This window comes from Kitasatospora sp. NPDC050543 (assembly GCF_044457565.1).
Taxonomy (GTDB): domain Bacteria; phylum Actinomycetota; class Actinomycetes; order Streptomycetales; family Streptomycetaceae; genus Kitasatospora.
In genome coordinates, this window is record NZ_JBITGZ010000020.1 from 94365 (window position 1) to 110797 (window position 16433).

The following is a 16433-nucleotide window of genomic DNA, read 5'->3' on the forward strand; positions in this document are numbered from 1 at the left end:
CCCAACCTGACGGCACGCCGGGGACGACGGCTGTCACCCGAATGTCAGCGGGCCCCGAAGGCTGCAACAGCCTTCGGGGCCCGCTCATTCCACCGCGGTGACGGCTCGTCAGCACCCGTTGGCGGGGCGCCGGCGATCGGTCCTCGTCCGAGGAGTACCGGCCGATCGGTGCTCGGCCGATCGGACCTCAGCCGATCAGTCCTCCTCGGCGAGGGTCAGCTCGATGCCGCCGGTGAATCCGGCCGCCGCGTTGTAGATGAACGCCGACAGGGTGGAGAGCGCCGTCAGCAGGACGACGTCGACCACGGCGATCAGCGTGGTGAAGGTCATCACCTTGCCGAAGCCCACGTAGTCCATCAGGTTCAGGCCACCGCTGGTGTCCGAGCCGGTGACGTCCTTGAGGGTCTTGGTCAGCGAGTCGAAGACGCCCAGCGAGTCCAGCGTCATCCAGAGCACGGCCGCCGCGACGATGACGATCACACCGACGGCGAGCGACAGCAGGAAGCTGACCTTCATCACCGACCAGGGGTCGGCCTTGGTGACCCGCAGCCGCGCCTTGCGGGTACGGCCCAGACCGCCGCCGCCACCGGTGACGGGCCCGGGCCGCCGTGTGGCGCCGGCCGCCGGGGCGGGGGCACCGCTCGGGGCGCCCGCGGCTCCGGCGGGCACTCGCGTCCCGCGCGCCGGCGTCGGCTGGCCCTTGGCGTACGTGGTGGGCTGCGAGAACCCGTTACCGCCCGCCGGAGGCACGCTCGGTGGCTGCGGCGCACCGTAGCCCGCGCCGCCGCCCGCCGCCGCCTGCTGCCCGGTCGTGCCGACCGGTGGCATCATCGAGGTGGACGCAGCCGGGTGCTCGGCCGGCGGCTGCGGGACACCGCTGTACGGCATGCCGCCCTGCGCTGCGCCCGGACGGCCGCCGGCGGCCCCTCCCGCAGCACCCGTGGCTCCACTCACCTGGTCCTCCGCACTCCCACCGGGGCGGCCGGTCGCCGCCCTGGTTCATCACTCGTCATCCAGCGCCCGGCGGGATTGCCCGGTACTGGTCGGCGGCCGGTACCGCCGCACGCGGGGTGCGGTGGTACCGGCCTCCGGAAGGCACCCGATCAGGCCTGGGCGTCCTCGCCGCCCGCCGTCTGCGTGCCCTCGGCGGTCCCAACAGCTTCAACAGCATCCGCGGCGGCGCCGGACTCGGCCGTGCCGGCCTCGTCGTCCTCCACCAGATCCTCGTCCTCCGCCTCCGCGTTGCGGGCCATGCCCACCACCGCGTCGCGCTTTCCGAGGTTGATCAGTTGGACGCCCATGGTGTCACGTCCGGTTTCACGAACCTCCGAAACCCTGGTCCTGATCACACCGCCGCCCAGCGTGATCGCCATGATCTCGTCGGTGGAGTCGACCACCAGCGCCCCGACCAGCGAGCCCCGGCCCTCGACGATCTTCGCCGCCTTGGTGCCGTAACCGCCGCGGCCCTGAACACGGTACTCGTCGACGCCGGTGCGCTTGGCGTAGCCGCCGTCCGTCGCGGTGAACACGAACGTCCCCGGCCGGACCACGTTCATCGACAGCAGCTCGTCGTCCTCGCGGAACGACATGCCCTTCACCCCGGAAGTGGCCCGGCTCATCGGGCGCAGCGCCTCGTCGGTGGCTGTGAAGCGGATCGACTGCGCCTTGCGCGAGACCAGCAGCAGGTCGTCCTCGGCGGAGACCAGCTCGGCGCCGATCAGCTCGTCGTCGCGGCCGGTCTCGTCCGTCCGCAGGTTGATCGCGATCAGACCGCCGGAGCGCGGGGAGTCGTAGTCCTTCAGCGGGGTCTTCTTGACCAGACCGGCCCGGGTGGCCAGGACGAGGTACGGCTTGTCCTCGTACGTGCGCACCGCCATCACCTGGGTGATGTGCTCCTCCGGCTGGAAGGCCAGCAGGTTGGCCACGTGCTGGCCGCGGGCGTCGCGCCCGGCGTCGGGCAGCTCGTAGCCCTTGGCACGGTAGACCCGGCCCTTGTTGGTGAAGAAGAGGATCCAGTTGTGGGTCGTCGTCACGAAGAAGTGGTCGACGATGTCGTCCTGCTTCAGCTGCGCGCCGCGTACGCCCTTGCCGCCGCGCTTCTGCGAGCGGTAGAGGTCGGAGCGGGTGCGCTTGACATAGCCGCCACGGGTGATGGTGACGACGATGTCCTCCTCGGCGATGAGGTCCTCGATGGAGAGGTCGCCGTCGGAGGGGATCAGGGTGGAGCGCCGCTCGTCGCCGTACTTCTCGACGATCGCGGTCAGCTCCTCGGAGATGATCTCGCGCTGGCGCGACGGGGAGGCGAGGATCGCGTTGTACTCGTCGATCTTGCGCTGCAGCTCGTCGTGCTCGTCGGTGATCCGCTGCCGCTCCAGGGCGGCCAGGCGGCGCAGCTGCATCTCCAGGATCGCGTTGGCCTGGAGCTCGTCGATGGTGAGCAGGCCCATCAGGCCGGTGCGGGCGGCGTCCGCGCTCTCGGAGGCCCGGATCAGCGCGATGACCTCGTCGATCAGGTCGAGCGCCTTGAGCAGCGCGCGCAGGATGTGCGCCCGCTCCTCGGCCTTACGCAGGCGGAAGGTCGTCCGGCGAACGATGACCTCGACCTGGTGGTTGACCCAGTGCCGGATGAAGGCGTCCAGCGAGAGCGTGCGCGGCACGCCGTCGACCAGGGCCAGCATGTTGGCGCCGAAGTTGGTCTGCAGGTCGGTGTGCTTGTAGAGGTTGTTCAGCACGACCTTGGCGACGGCGTCGCGCTTGAGCACGATCACCAGGCGCTGGCCGGTGCGCGAGGAGGACTCGTCGCGGACGTCGGCGATGCCGGCGACCTTTCCGTCCTTGACCAGGTCGGCGATCTTCAGCGCGAGGTTGTCCGGGTTGACCTGGTAGGGCAGCTCGGTGATCACCAGGCACTGGCGGCCCTGGATCTCCTCGACCTCCACCACCGCGCGCATGGTGATCGAGCCGCGCCCGGTGCGGTACGCGTCCTCGATCCCGCGGCGACCGACGATCAGCGCGCCGGTCGGGAAGTCCGGGGCCTTGATCCGCTCGATCAGGGCCTCCAGCAGCTCCTCGTTGGAGGCCTCGGGGTGCTCCAGCGCCCAGAGCGCGCCGGAGGCGACCTCGCGCAGGTTGTGCGGCGGGATGTTGGTGGCCATGCCGACCGCGATGCCGGTGGCGCCGTTGATCAGCAGGTTGGGGATGCGCGAGGGCAGGACGGTCGGCTCCTGCGAGCGGCCGTCGTAGTTGGCGGCGAAGTCGACGGTCTCCTCGTCGATGTCGCGCATCATCTCCATGGCCAGCGGCATCATCTTGCACTCGGTGTAGCGCATGGCCGCCGCCGGGTCGTTGCCCGGGGAACCGAAGTTGCCGTTGCCGTCCACCAGCGGCATCCGCAGCGACCACGGCTGGGCCAGGCGGACCACGGTGTCGTAGATCGAGGTGTCACCGTGCGGGTGGTAGTTGCCCATCACATCGCCGACGACGCGGGCGCACTTGTAGTAGCCCTTCTCGGGCCGGTACCCGCCGTCGTACATCGCGTACAGGACGCGGCGGTGCACCGGCTTGAGGCCGTCACGGACCTCGGGCAGCGCGCGGCTGACGATCACGCTCATCGCGTAGTCGAGGTAGGAGCGCTGCATCTCGGTCTCGAGCTCGATCGGCTCGACCCGGGACACGAAGACGTCGGTGGCGGTGGTGCTGTCCGGCTGCTCGCCGTCGGGACGGTTGTCGTCGACCACTGGTGGTCAGTTTCCTTTCACGCGTGACTGGTACGTAGGAGCGGGCGCGGGGCCCGTCACACGTCCAGGAAGCGGACGTCCTTGGCGTTGCGCTGGATGAAGGAGCGCCGGGCCTCGACGTCCTCGCCCATCAGGACCGAGAACAGGTCGTCGGCACGGGCCGCGTCCTCCAGGGTGATCCGCTGGAGCAGGCGGTGCGCCTGGTCCATGGTGGTGATCCGGAGCTCCTCGGCGTTCATCTCGCCGAGACCCTTGAAGCGCTGGATGGCGTCGTCCTTGGGCAGGCGACGGCCGGCCGCGGTGCCGGCTGCGATCACCGAGTCCTTCTCGCGGTCCGAGTAGACGTAGTCGAAGTCGTCCCGACCCCACTTGATCTTGTACAGCGGCGGCATCGCCAGGTAGACGTAGCCGGCCTCGACCAGCGGGCGCATGAAGCGGAACAGCAGGGTGAGCAGCAGGGTGCGGATGTGCTGCCCGTCGACGTCGGCGTCCGCCATCAGAACGATCTTGTGATAGCGCAGCTTGGACTCGTCGTAGTCCTCCTGGATGCCGCAGCCGAAGGCCGAGATCAGCGCCTGGACCTCGGTGTTCTGCAGCACCTTGTCGATCCGCGCCTTCTCGACGTTGAGGATCTTGCCGCGGATCGGGAGGATCGCCTGGGTGCGCGGGTCGCGGCCCTGCTTGGCCGAGCCGCCGGCGGAGTCACCCTCGACGATGAAGATCTCGCACTCGGACGGGTCCTTGGACTGGCAGTCGCTCAGCTTGCCCGGCAGCGAGGCGCTCTCCAGCAGCCCCTTGCGGCGGGTCAGGTCCCGGGCCTTGCGCGCGGCCACGCGCGCGGTGGCGGCCTGGATCGACTTGCGGATGATGTCGCCGGCCTCGACCGGGTGCCGGTCCAGCCAGTCGTTCAGCTGCTCGTGCACCACCTTCTGGACGAAGGTCTTCGCCTCGGTGTTGCCGAGCTTGTCCTTGGTCTGGCCCTCGAACTGCGGCTCGCCGAGCTTGACCGAGATGATCGCGGTCAGACCCTCGCGGATGTCCTCGCCGGAGAGGTTGTCGTCCTTCTCCCGCAGCAGCTTCTTGTCCCGCGCGTAGCGGTTGACCAGGCCGGTCAGCGCCGCGCGGAAGCCCTCCTCGTGGGTACCGCCGCCGTGGGTGTGGATGGTGTTGGCGAAGCTGTAGACGCCCTCGGTGTACGAGGTGTTCCACTGCATCGCGATCTCCACCGAGATCGACTTGTCCTTGTCCTCCGACTCGAAGTCGATCACGGAGGGGTGGATGACCTCGCCCTTGCGGGAGTTGAGGTGCGCCACGAAGTCGGCGATGCCGCCGTCGTACTTGTACGTCACCGAGAGCGGCGTGCCGTCCTCGTCCGCGTGCTCCGGGCGCTCGTCCGTCAGCGAGATGCTCAGGCCCTTGTTGAGGAAGGCCATCTCCTGGAAGCGGCGCGAGAGCGTCTCGAACGAGTAGACGGTGGTCTCGAAGATCTCCGGGTCGGCCCAGAAGGTGACGCTGGTGCCCGTACGGTCGGTCGCCTCGTGCTGTGCCAGCGGCGCGGTCGGCACGCCCTGCTTGTACTCCTGCGTCCAGCGGTGGCCGCCCGTGTGGATCTCCACCGCCAGCCGGGTGGAGAGCGCGTTGACCACCGAGACGCCGACGCCGTGCAGACCGCCGGAGACCGCGTAACCGCCGCCGCCGAACTTGCCGCCCGCGTGCAGGACGGTCAGCACGACCTCGACGGCGGGCTTGTCCTGGCCCGGGACGATGCCGACCGGGATACCGCGGCCGTTGTCCACCACCCGCACCGCACCGTCGAGCAGGATCGTGACCTCGATGGTGTCGGCGTGCCCGGCCATGGCCTCGTCGACGGAGTTGTCCACCACCTCCTGGACCAGGTGGTGCAGGCCGCGCTCACCGGTCGAGCCGATGTACATGCCGGGGCGCTTGCGGACGGCGTCGAGGCCCTCCAGCACCTGGATCGCGTTGGCGTCGTAGGGCTGCCCTGTCACGGGGTCGGTGGATTCTGGGGTCTGGCTGGAGTTGCCGGAATCGGCCACGAAGCGCCCTCTCTGGCACAGCACGGGCCGCATCCCCGCCCCGGGACGGGCAGGCGTGCGACCACGGCGTTTCGACTCGGTTGCTACTAGCAACAGTGTTTGGCTTTCAGTCTACCGGTACGACTGACAGAGATGGGCGTTTGGCAGCCCCTGAGGGCAGATATACCGCCCTGAATCCCCTCCGCACATGTCCCGATACTCGCCCGGGGGGCTCAGAGCCCGCAAAAGGGCCGTCAGCGGTTCCGGAAGGTCCGCGTCCGATGCCGGCCCGCCGGCCCGGCTCACCCCCAGGTGTCGCCGGGCCCCTTGCTGCCGGGCGCGCGCAGCCGGCCGTAGCCGCGGACCGGTGCCGCCGGGCCCAGCACCTTGATCACCTTCACCGTGCCGTGCCCCAGCTCGTGGTTGAGCCGGGCCACCAGCTGGCGGGCCAGCCAGCGCAGCTGGGTCGCCCAGGCGGTGGAGTCGCACTGCACCGTCAGCACGGCCGTGGCCTCCTCGTAGTGCTTGGGCTCGCAGTGCGCCGCGATGTCCGGCCCGACGATCTGCGGCCAGCGGCCCATCACGCCGCCCACCGCCGCCGGCGCCTCCCAGCCGCGCTCGGTGATCAGCCGGTTCAGCGCGGCCCCCAGCGGCACCGGATCCCGCCCGTCCGCCCGCGCACCACTGCGCAGGCCGTGCCGCTTCGCCTCGCGCTTCTCCCGCACCTGCTCGCCGCGCTTGCGCGCCTGCTCCTTGGCGGCCCGCAGCGCCACCCGGGCCAGATCCACGCCGGACGGCTCGGCGGCCGACAGACCGGGGGACTGCTCCGCCGGATCGCTCACGACGATCTCCTTCCCCAGGCTGTGGACACCGGCGCCACGCGCGCTCCCGGTGAGCCGTCCAGCTTACGAGGTCCGTGGGACGCCCGGGCCCTCGCGGTGCCCCGGGAGCCGCCGCCCGTCACGCGTCGAGCCGCTGCACCGAGCCGTCGGCCACCGAGTAGCGCGCTCCGGCCAGCGCCTTGGGCACGTCCTCCGCCACCGCCGCCGTCACCAGCACCTGCTCGCCGCCGGCCACCAGGGCCGCCAGCTGCTCGCGCCGCCTGGCGTCCAGCTCGGCGAAGACGTCGTCCAGGATCAGCACCGGCTCACCGCCGTCCGCGCGCAGCAGCTCGTACGAGGCCAGCCTCAGCGCCAGCGCGAACGACCAGGACTCACCGTGGCTCGCGTACCCCTTGGCCGGCAGCGGGCCGAGCTTCAGCACCAGCTCGTCCCGGTGCGGGCCGACCAGTGTCAGACCGCGCTCGATCTCCTGCTTGCGGGCCGCCTGGAGGGCGCCGAGCAGCTGTTCCTCGGCCTGCTCCCGGCTGGAGGGCCGCTCGCCCTCGAAGGAGCTGCGGTACTCCAGCACGGTCGGGCCGCCGCCCGGGGCGAGGCGCTCGTAGGCCTCGGCCACCAGCGGCTGGAGGGCCGCGACCAGCTGGAGCCGGAAGGCCGTCAGTTCGGCGCCGGCCCGGGCCAGGTGGCCGTCCCAGACCTCCAGGGTGGAGAGGTCCGCACCCTTGCCGCCGCCGGCCCGGCGGGCCATCGCCGCGGTCTTGAGCAGGGCGTTGCGCTGCTTGAGCACCCGCTCGTAGTCCTGCCGGACACCGGCCAGCCGGGGGGCGCGGGCGGTGAGCAGCTCGTCCAGGAAGCGCCGGCGCTCACCCGGGTCGCCCTTGACCAGGGCGAGGTCCTCGGGGGCGAACAGGACGGTGCGCAGCAGGCCGAGGACGTCACGCGGGCGGACGTTGTCGGAGCGGTTGATCCGGGCCCGGTTGGCCTTGCCTGCGGTGAGCTCCAGCTCGACGAGGCTGGTCCGGCCGCCCGCCACGATGGAGGTGCGGATGACGGCCCGCTCCGCGCCGAGCCTGATCAGCGGGGCGTCGGTGGCGACCCGGTGGCTGCCGAGGGTGGCGACGTAGCCGATCGCCTCGACCAGGTTGGTCTTGCCCTGGCCGTTGGGGCCGACGAACGCCGTCACGCCCGGGTCGAGGGGCACCTCGGCCCGGGCGTAGGAACGGAAGTCGGCGAGCGACAGATGCGCGACATGCATGGGTGTGGACTGCGCTCGCCTTCTGGGACGTCCGAGGGGGTTACTTGGACTCGACCGCGTGGCCGCCGAACTGGTTACGCAGTGCGGCGATCATCTTCATCTGCGGGGAGTCCTCCTGCCGGGAGGCGAAGCGGGCGAAGAGCGAGGCGGTGATCGCGGGCAGCGGCACCGCGTGGTCGATGGCGGCCTCGACCGTCCAGCGGCCCTCGCCGGAGTCGGCGGCCCAGCCCTTGAGCTTGGCCAGGTGCTCGTCGTCGTCCAGCGCGCGGACGGCCAGGTCGAGCAGCCAGGAGCGGATGACCGTGCCCTCCTGCCAGCTGCGGAAGACCTCGCGCACGTCGGTGACCTCGGGCGCGGCCTCCAGCAGCTCCCAGCCCTCGGCGAAGGCCTGCATCATCGCGTACTCGATGCCGTTGTGGACCATCTTGGCGAAGTGGCCCGCGCCGACGGCGCCCGCGTGGACGGAGCCGAAGTCGCCCTCGGGCTTGAGCGCGTCGAAGACCGGCTGCACCTTGGCGACGTCCTCGGCCTTGCCGCCGTACATCAGCGCGTAGCCGTTCTCCAGGCCCCAGACGCCGCCGGAGACGCCGCAGTCGACGAAGCCGATGCCCTTGGCGGCCAGCGCCTCGGCATGCTTGACGTCGTCCGTCCAGCGGGAGTTGCCGCCGTCGACCACCACGTCGCCGGGGGCGAGCAGCTCGGCCAGCTCGTCCACGGTGGCCTGGGTGGCGGCGCCGGCGGGGACCATCACCCAGACGACGCGCGGGCCCTGGAGCTTGCTGACGAGCTCCGGGAGGCTCTCGACGTCGGAGATGTCCGGGTTGCGGTCGTAGCCGATGACGGTGTGGCCGGCGCGGCGGATCCGCTCGCGCATGTTGCCGCCCATCTTGCCGAGACCGATGAGGCCGAGCTCCATGACCAAGTCCTTACCTGTGGTGATGTGCCTGACGGCGGCGCCGTTGCCGCACTGCCTGAGCCTACGCCGCCGTCCGGGGGCCTTCGGCGAGCGAGCCGCCGTCCGCGAGCCGCTTGCCCACAGGCTGTGTACAACCGGCCGGGGCCGGGCCTGCCGGGGCGCCGGCCACGGTGGATCCGAGGGGCGGCGGGCGACGGTGGAAGCGGCACGGCCTCCGCCGGTCGGGCTGACCGGCGGAGGCCGTCCACAGGTTGTGCACAGCCTGTGGGCAGAGCGGTGTACTGCGGGCTGGTGCCGCTTGGTCAGCCGGAGAGGCGGACCGGCATGATCAGGTACTGGTAGGCCTCGTCCGCCTCGGCGTCCACCGCCGGCTTGCCGCTGAGCAGCGCCGGCTTGGTGGAGGTGGTGAAGCTCAGCTGGGCGAACGCGGAGTCGATGGCCTTGAGGCCCTCCTCCAGGTAGCCCGGGTTGAAGGCGATCGAGATGTCGTCGCCCTCGAGGTCGGCATCGATCCGCTCGGTGGCCTGGGCGTCGTCGCCCGAGCCCGCCTCCAAGGTCAGCACGCCCTGCTCGAAGTTGAGCCGGACCGGGGTGTTGCGCTCGGCGACCAGTGAGACGCGCTTGAGCGCCTCCAGGAACGGCTGGGTCTGGATCGCCGCGATCGCGCTGAACTCCGTCGGGAACAGGCTGCGGAACTTGGGGAACTCACCCTCCAGCAGGCGGGTGGTGGTGCGGCGGCCGGCGCCCTCGAAGCCGATCAGGCCCTCGCCCGCGCCGCCCGAGGCCAGCGCGATGGAGACGTTGTCGCCGCTGCCGAGGGACTTGGCGATGTCCAGCAGGGTCTTGGCGGGCACCAGCGCGACGGCCGAGATGTCCGGCTGCTCGGGCTTCCACAGCAGCTCACGGACGGCGAAGCGGTACCGGTCGGTGGCGGCCAGGGTGATCCGGTCGCCCTCGATCTCGACCCGGACACCGGTGAGCACCGGCAGGGTGTCGTCACGGCCGGCGGCCACGGCCGCCTGGCTGACGGCGGAGGCGAAGACCTCGCCGGCGACCGTGCCGGTCGCGGTCGGCATCTGCGGCAGGGACGGGTACTCGTCCACCGGCAGGGTGGGGAGGGTGAACCGCGAGCTGCCGCAGACCACGCTGACCCGCATGCCGTCGGTGGAGATCTCCACCGGCCGGTTGGGCAGGTTGCGGGAGATGTCGTTCAGCAGCCGGCCGGAGACCAGGACGGTGCCGGACTCCTCGACGTCCGCCTCCAGCTCGACCCGGGCCGAGACCTCGTAGTCGAACCCGGAGAGGGCCAGCCGGCCCTCCTGCGCGGTCAGCAGCAGGCCGGCCAGCACCGGCACCGGCGGCCGCGCCGGGAGGCTGCGAGCAGCCCAGGCCACCGCCTCCGCGAGGACGTCACGCTCCACCCGGAACTTCACCGGTAACCGCCTCCTGGATCGAGCTCTCGCTCGCAGTCTCTGGTCGTCTTGATCGTCTGGTGCTCCTGGCCGCCGAGCTCTGCCACTCCGCATCCAGTTGCCGAAGGACAGTCTGACGTACTCCACCGACAGACGGGGCAGACGGGCGGCAGCAACCCGAACAGGCGTCGGAGACCGGTTGTCCACAGATTTCGGCCCACCCCCCTGTTAACCGAGTCCAGGGGTCTATAGGTGTAGTGGTAGTAGTAGGGCCTGTGGATACCGTGGATAACCCCGTTTCCGCAGGTCAGACCATGGATTTTGTCCACAGCGCCTGTGGACGGCACCGGTGGATAACCAGGGCCCGCTGTGGACAGCGGAGCGTTACCCACAGGGCACCGTGAGTATCCACAGGTTATCCCCAGGCCCGTCCCCAGATCATGGACCGGTTATCCACGGGCCTCGGTCAACATCACGTGACGCCTTTCACACCTGGGCATGAACGCTGCCGCAACGTTGTCGAACTGTGGACGCAGCTGTGGAGAACCTGGGGATAACCGGCCGTCGCCTGGGGACAAGCGGTGGACAACCCGGATGGCCCCCTGACGGGCCGCCAGCTGTCCACAGCCTGTGGATAACGGTTGTGCACAAGTACACAGGCACCTGACCTGCGCTGAAGAGCGTAGCCGCGCGGGCCCTGTGGACGAATTCTGGATAACTCACGGCCCGCTGGCCTGTGGACGGGGAGAGGGCACCCGATCCTGTGGATGACGGCTCCACGCGCCTGACCTGTTCGAATCGATGGTCAGATGTTCGGCACGGACGCCGGCCTGTCGGCCCGTCCACTGTGGGGATCCTGCCCAGCCACCGCCGCCCTGACACCTCCCGGATACGCCGAAGGGGCGTCAGGACGGAGGTCCTGACGCCCCTTCCACAGGGCCGTGCGGTACTCCCGCACCCGGGAGCGCCGCGCCGCGGCGCGGGCCGTGTGACTGGCCGCGCCGCCTAGCTCTTGATGCGGTTGGTCAGCTCGGTGACCTGGTTGTAGATGGAGCGCCGCTCGGCCATCAGCGAGCGGATCTTGCGGTCCGCGTGCATCACCGTGGTGTGGTCACGGCCGCCGAACTGCGCGCCGATCTTCGGCAGCGAGAGGTCGGTGAGCTCCCGGCAGAGGTACATCGCGATCTGGCGGGCCGTCACCAGCACCCGGCTGCGCGAGGAACCGCAGAGATCGTCCACACCCAGGCCGAAGTACGCGGCGGTCTGCTGCATGATGACCTGCGCCGTGATCTCCGGGCCGGCGTCCTCGTCGCCGCCGGGGATCAGGTCCTTCAGGACGATCCCGGCGAGCTCCAGGTCCACCGGCGCCCGGTTGAGGTTGGCGAAGGCGGTGACGCGGATCAGCGCGCCCTCCAGCTCCCGGATGTTGCGGGTGATCCGGGACGCGATGAACTCCAACACGTCGGCGGGAGCGTTCAGTTGCTCCTGGATCGCCTTCTTGCGCAGGATCGCGATCCGGGTCTCCAGCTCCGGCGGGGTGACGTCGGTGATCAGCCCCCACTCGAAGCGGTTGCGGAGCCGGTCCTCCAGGGTGATCAGCTGCTTGGGCGGCCGGTCCGAGGAGAGCACGATCTGCTTGTTGGCGTTGTGCAGGGTGTTGAAGGTGTGGAAGAACTCCTCCTGCGTGGACTCCTTGCTCGCAAGGAACTGCACGTCGTCCACCAGCAGGATGTCCATGTCCCGGTAGCGCTTGCGGAACGCGTCCGCCTTGCCGTCCCGGATCGAGTTGATGAACTCGTTGGTGAACTCCTCCGAGGACACGTACCGCACCCGGGTGCCCGGGAAGAGGCTGCGCGAGTAGTGGCCGATGGCGTGCAGCAGGTGGGTCTTGCCGAGCCCGGACTCCCCGTAGATGAACAGCGGGTTGTAGGCCTTGGCGGGCGCCTCGGCCACGGCCACGGCGGCCGCGTGGGCGAAGCGGTTGCTGGCGCCGATCACGAAGGTGTCGAACAGGTACTTGGGGTTGAGCCGGGCGGCCGGCTCGTCCTTGCGCGAGCCGCCCGCCGGGGGAGCGCCGGGCGGGGCCGGCACACCGGGGCTGGGCGTGCGCTCGGCCAGCGCACCGGTGCGCTCGGGGGGCTGGGCCGGGGGGCGGACGGCGGGCGCGGAGCGCGGACGGGTGTCCGGAAGCTGGGAGGAGGGCGCGTCGGGGCGGCCGCCCGGAGCGAGCTGGCGGCGCGGACCGGCGCCCGGGCGGTGCTGCCCACCGGGCGGCGGCGCGTACGCGCCCCCGAAGAGGTCGCCCTGGCCGGACTGGTTGTGGCCGGACTGGTTGTGTCCCGCCGCGGGCGGGGTCTCGCGCGGCGCCGGGCCGCCGGGGCGCTCGTCGGCCTCGGGCTCGCCGCCGCGCCGGGAGTCGTCCTGGTAGCCGGCCGGGGAGTCCCAGCCGCCGGGCTGCTCGCCGCCCTCCCACGGCCGGCCCCCGCCGTACGGCGCCGGGCGCTGCTCGTAGCCCGCGGTGTCGTAGCGGCCGCGCTCGTAGCCCTGGTCGTACTGGCGGTCGTAGCCGTGGCCGTAGTCGCCGGTGGGGGCGGGGTAGGCCTCGGGCCGGGCCGAGCGGTAGTCCGGCTCCTCGCGGTAGGGCTGCTGCTCGGGCCACTCCCCTGCGCTCTCGGCCGCCGGGGCCTCGGCGGGCGCCTGCCCGGCAGCGGGGCCGGGAGCGGCGTTGGGCGGCACGGCGTTGGCGTCGACCATGACGGCGATCCGCACCGGGCGGCCGAACTCACGGCTCAGCGCCTCGCTCAGCTGCGGCAGCAGCCGGCCCTCCAGCACCTGCTTGGCGAACTCGTTCGGTGCGGCGAGCAGAGCCGTGTCGTGCATCATCCACATCGGCTGGGTGCGCCGCACCCACTGCTTGTCCTTGTCCCCGACACCAGGGTCGTTGACCAGCCGCTCGACGACCCTCGCCCAGACGGGAACGAGATCGCTGTTGACTTCAGCCACTGGTGCACGCTTTCTCGGTTCCCCGCGGCTCCAGCAGGGGTGGTGGGTCTAGAGACTGTGGGCCGACGGTGATCGCGACCGGGAATCGGGGAACGGATCGGGGGGACTGGGACCGGGGTGGAAGAGCTGGCAGAACAAACCAGACAAGTCCTGCAACGGTAGTCAGCGCGCAGACGTGATTCAAGTCGTTGTCCACAGGCTGTGGGTGAACAGGCCGGGCCGGTGGCCCGCGTCAGCACCCGGTTTGACCCTTGCGTACGATCCCGCGTACCGTAACGTGGTCGAGTTGTCGATGGCCGCTGCCGCATGTCCGCGGGTCCTCCCCGCTTCACATAAGGCGCGCAGCACGGGCGCCGTGGATTGCCTCAAACCCCAGCAGACCTGGGGAGACGGGCCGGATTTCCCATCCAGGGGAGATCACGCGGACGCACGGTGACGGCCAAGCGACACTTCGTCATCCTACGATTCACCCCAGGAGCCCCCGAGTGAGCAAGCGCACCTTCCAGCCGAACAACCGTCGTCGCGCGAAGACCCACGGCTTCCGGCTGCGGATGCGTACCCGTGCCGGCCGCGCCATCCTGGCCGCTCGCCGTGGCAAGGGCCGCAGCGCCATCTCCGCCTGATCCGCGCCAAGAGTCTGTTGTGCTGCCCTCCGAGAATCGGCTGCGGCGGCGCCAGGACTTCGCGACCGCGGTCAAACGCGGTCGTCGGGCCGGCCGGCCCCTGCTGGTCGTCCATCTCAGTAGAGACGGCGACCCAAAGGGGCAGGCCGACCGGACCAGCGACTCCCGCCCGCACGTCGCCGAGGGGACTCCTTCGGCGCGTGCGGGTTTCGTCGTGAGCAAGGCCGTCGGTCCGGCGGTCGTGCGCAACCTGGTGAAGCGCCGGCTGCGCCACCTGGTCCGTGATCGTCTGTCCAGGCTGCCCGCCGGTAGCCTGATAGTGGTGCGCGCGCTGCCCCAGGCCGGGTCGGCCTCGTACCAGGATCTTGAGCACGACCTGGACGCAGCCCTGAAGCGACTGTTCCGGGCCGAGCCGACCGCCACCGTGCCGACGGGAGCAGGGCGATGAAGTACCTGCTGATGGGGCTGATCCGGGTCTACCAGTGGACCATCAGCCCGCTGCTCGGTCCGGTCTGCCGCTACTACCCCTCCTGCTCGCACTATGGCTACGAGGCCGTGCGCGTGCACGGGGCGGTCAAGGGCGGCGGCCTCACCGTCTGGCGGATCCTGCGCTGCAACCCGTGGACGCCCGGCGGCGTGGACCATGTGCCACCGCGTAAGCACCCCGTGTGGCACCGCCGTCTGCGCGACCTGATGAATTCCCGTGGCAGGGCCGACACCGTATCCACGGCGGTCGAGCCCCCCGCCGGTCCGGCGCCCGAGGGCCCGGCACCCATTGGCCCGGCGGCCAATCCCAAAGTCCAAGGAGCCTGACCGGTGACCTTCTCCTTCCTGAATCCCCTGTACACAGCGGTGTCCTGGATCATCGTCCAGTTCCACTCGCTGTACAGCCACGTCTTCGACCCAAACGGTGGCTGGGCCTGGGGTCTTGCGATCGCCTCGATGGTGGTCGTGATCCGGATCTGCCTGATCCCGCTGTTCGTGAAGCAGATCAAGGCGACCCGGGCCATGCAGGCGATCCAGCCGAAGATGAAGGCCATCCAGGAGCGCTACAAGAACGACAAGCAGCGCCAGTCCGAAGAGATGATGAAGCTGTACAAGGAGGCGGGTACCAACCCGTTCTCCAGCTGCCTTCCTATCCTCGTGCAGGCGCCGTTCTTCACCGCCCTCTACGGTGTGCTGGCCTCCGTGGCCAAGGACAAGCCGATCGGCGTCATCAACGGTGACCTGCTGGCCAGCGCCGGCCAGGCGCACATCTTCGGCGCCCCGCTGTCGGCCACCTTCCTGGGCAGCAGTGAGACCAGCGTCAAGATCGTCACCGCCGTGATGATCATCCTGATGTCGCTGTCGCAGTTCATCACCCAGCGCCAGCTGATGACCAAGAACATGGACCTCACGGTCAAGACGCCGTTCATGCAGCAGCAGAAGATGCTGATGTACGTCTTCCCGATCATGTTCGCCGTGATGGGCATCAACTTCCCGGTCGGTGTGCTGGTCTACTGGCTCACCACCAACGTCTGGTCGATGGGCCAGCAGCTGATCGTCATCCGCAACAACCCGACGCCGGGCAGCAAGGCCTGGGACGAGCGCCAGGCCCGGCTCAAGAAGGCCGGCCGGCTCAACCCGGACGGTACGGTGATCAAGGGCGGCCTGTTCGGGCTGCTGCCCGCGAAGAAGGCCCCCGAGGCGGCCGCCGCAGTGGTCGAGGATGCGGTGCAGGTGCGCCGCCAGCAGCCGCGCAAGCAGACCAAGGCCCAGCGCCAGCACGCCGGCGCCGCCCAGCCGCACGCCGCGACCACCAGCCTGACCAAGGACGCCGAGCCGGTCGACGCCGAGCCCGCCGAGGCGGGCGCCGCGGCCAAGGCCAAGCCCGCCGCCAAGCAGGAGCCCGCCAAGCAGGGCGCCGTCCGCCAGGGCGCACGGCAGCAGCCCAAGCGCGGTGGCCAGGGCGGCCAGCGGCCGAAGAAGAAGTCCTGACCGGACCTCTCCCAGATCTTCGTTCCCGGCCCACCAACCAGGGCCCCACTTCCGAAGGAGTCCATCAGTGACGGAAGGCACCACCTCCGCCGTCGAGGCCGAGGCCGCCGGCAGCACCGACGAGAGCCTCATCGCGCGCCTGGAGCAGGAGGGCGATATCGCGGCGGACTACCTCGAAGGTCTACTGGACATCGCGGACCTCGACGGTGACATCGACATGGACGTCGAGGGCGATCGCGCCCTCGTCTCCATCGTCGGTGAGGGCAACGACCGCTCGCTGCAGCGGCTGGTCGGCCAGGACGGCGAGGTGCTGGAGGCGCTGCAGGAGCTGACCCGGTTGGCCGTCCACCGGGAGACCGGCGAGCGCAGCCGTCTCATGCTGGACATTGCCGGGTTCCGGGCGCGCAAGCGCTCCGAGCTGGCGGCCCTGGGCGCCAAGGCGGCCGAGCAGGCGAAGAGCACGGGTGAGCAGGTCAAGCTGCGGCCGATGACTCCGTTCGAGCGCAAGGTCGTGCATGACGCGGTCGCCGCGGCCGGTCTGCGCAGTGAGTCGGAGGGCGAGGAGCCCCAGCGGTGCGTGGTCGTGCTGCCGGGCTGATGCCGGTGGTGACCGGCATCGGTGCTGACGCCGGTCG

At 70.4% G+C, this 16433-nt stretch carries 13 protein-coding genes; 5 read left to right on the top strand and 8 right to left on the bottom strand.

Features of this window, described 5'->3' with window-relative positions; genetic code table 11:
• Window positions 1-195 precede the first annotated feature (195 nt).
• The 8 genes from ACIBH3_RS23700 to dnaA form a co-directional block, all read right to left on the bottom strand.
• Window positions 196-954 carry a DUF3566 domain-containing protein gene (locus tag ACIBH3_RS23700; RefSeq protein ID WP_396314051.1) on the bottom strand — a complete coding sequence of 253 codons (759 nt, stop codon included), beginning with the start codon at window positions 952-954 and terminating at the stop codon, window positions 196-198.
• A gap of 149 nt (window positions 955-1103) precedes the next feature.
• A complete protein-coding gene (gyrA, locus tag ACIBH3_RS23705) occupies window positions 1104-3737 on the bottom strand; it encodes a DNA gyrase subunit A (protein ID WP_396314052.1) in 2634 nt (877 codons plus the stop codon).
• Window positions 3738-3793: 56 nt separating this feature from the next.
• Window positions 3794-5818 carry a DNA topoisomerase (ATP-hydrolyzing) subunit B gene (gyrB, locus tag ACIBH3_RS23710; RefSeq protein WP_396314053.1) on the bottom strand — a complete coding sequence of 675 codons (2025 nt, stop codon included), beginning with the start codon at window positions 5816-5818 and terminating at the stop codon, window positions 3794-3796.
• 257 nt (window positions 5819-6075) lie between these two features.
• Window positions 6076-6615, bottom strand: coding sequence for a DUF721 domain-containing protein (locus ACIBH3_RS23715; RefSeq protein WP_396314054.1), 540 nt, complete (start codon window positions 6613-6615; stop codon window positions 6076-6078).
• 118 nt (window positions 6616-6733) lie between these two features.
• Window positions 6734-7867, bottom strand: a complete 1134-nt coding sequence (gene recF, locus ACIBH3_RS23720; RefSeq protein WP_396314055.1) for a DNA replication/repair protein RecF — start codon at window positions 7865-7867, stop codon at window positions 6734-6736.
• A gap of 40 nt (window positions 7868-7907) precedes the next feature.
• On the bottom strand, window positions 7908-8783 hold the full coding sequence (gene gnd, locus ACIBH3_RS23725; RefSeq protein ID WP_396314056.1) for a phosphogluconate dehydrogenase (NAD(+)-dependent, decarboxylating): 876 nt from the start codon (window positions 8781-8783) through the stop codon (window positions 7908-7910).
• Window positions 8784-9085: 302 nt separating this feature from the next.
• Window positions 9086-10216 carry a DNA polymerase III subunit beta gene (gene dnaN / locus ACIBH3_RS23730; RefSeq protein WP_396314057.1) on the bottom strand — a complete coding sequence of 377 codons (1131 nt, stop codon included), beginning with the start codon at window positions 10214-10216 and terminating at the stop codon, window positions 9086-9088.
• Window positions 10217-11200: 984 nt separating this feature from the next.
• A complete protein-coding gene (dnaA, locus tag ACIBH3_RS23735; RefSeq protein WP_396314058.1) occupies window positions 11201-13198 on the bottom strand; it encodes a chromosomal replication initiator protein DnaA in 1998 nt (665 codons plus the stop codon).
• 485 nt (window positions 13199-13683) lie between these two features.
• Here dnaA and rpmH point away from each other — a divergent pair, with 485 nt between their 5' ends.
• From rpmH to ACIBH3_RS23760, 5 genes are all read left to right on the top strand, one after another.
• On the top strand, window positions 13684-13821 hold the full coding sequence (gene rpmH, locus ACIBH3_RS23740; RefSeq protein ID WP_148643823.1) for a 50S ribosomal protein L34: 138 nt from the start codon (window positions 13684-13686) through the stop codon (window positions 13819-13821).
• A gap of 19 nt (window positions 13822-13840) precedes the next feature.
• Complete coding sequence (gene rnpA / locus ACIBH3_RS23745) at window positions 13841-14269, top strand: ribonuclease P protein component (RefSeq protein WP_396314059.1); 429 nt, start codon at window positions 13841-13843, stop codon at window positions 14267-14269.
• Window positions 14266-14634, top strand: a complete 369-nt coding sequence (gene yidD, locus ACIBH3_RS23750) for a membrane protein insertion efficiency factor YidD (protein WP_396314060.1) — start codon at window positions 14266-14268, stop codon at window positions 14632-14634. Before rnpA ends, yidD begins: the two co-directional genes overlap by 4 nt.
• A gap of 3 nt (window positions 14635-14637) precedes the next feature.
• Window positions 14638-15798, top strand: coding sequence for a membrane protein insertase YidC (gene yidC, locus ACIBH3_RS23755; RefSeq protein WP_396314061.1), 1161 nt, complete (start codon window positions 14638-14640; stop codon window positions 15796-15798).
• Window positions 15799-15865: 67 nt separating this feature from the next.
• Entirely contained in the window at window positions 15866-16396 is a 531-nt protein-coding gene (locus ACIBH3_RS23760) for a protein jag (RefSeq protein ID WP_396314062.1), read from the top strand.
• Window positions 16397-16433 lie beyond the last annotated feature (37 nt).

Coding starts and splice junctions, on each gene's coding strand:
- recF (WP_396314055.1), bottom strand. CDS start 7,867: ATGCATGTCGCGCATCTGTCGCTCGCCGACTTCCGTTCCTACGCCCGG.
- gnd (WP_396314056.1), bottom strand. CDS start 8,783: ATGGAGCTCGGCCTCATCGGTCTCGGCAAGATGGGCGGCAACATGCGC.
- yidD (WP_396314060.1), top strand. CDS start 14,266: ATGAAGTACCTGCTGATGGGGCTGATCCGGGTCTACCAGTGGACCATC.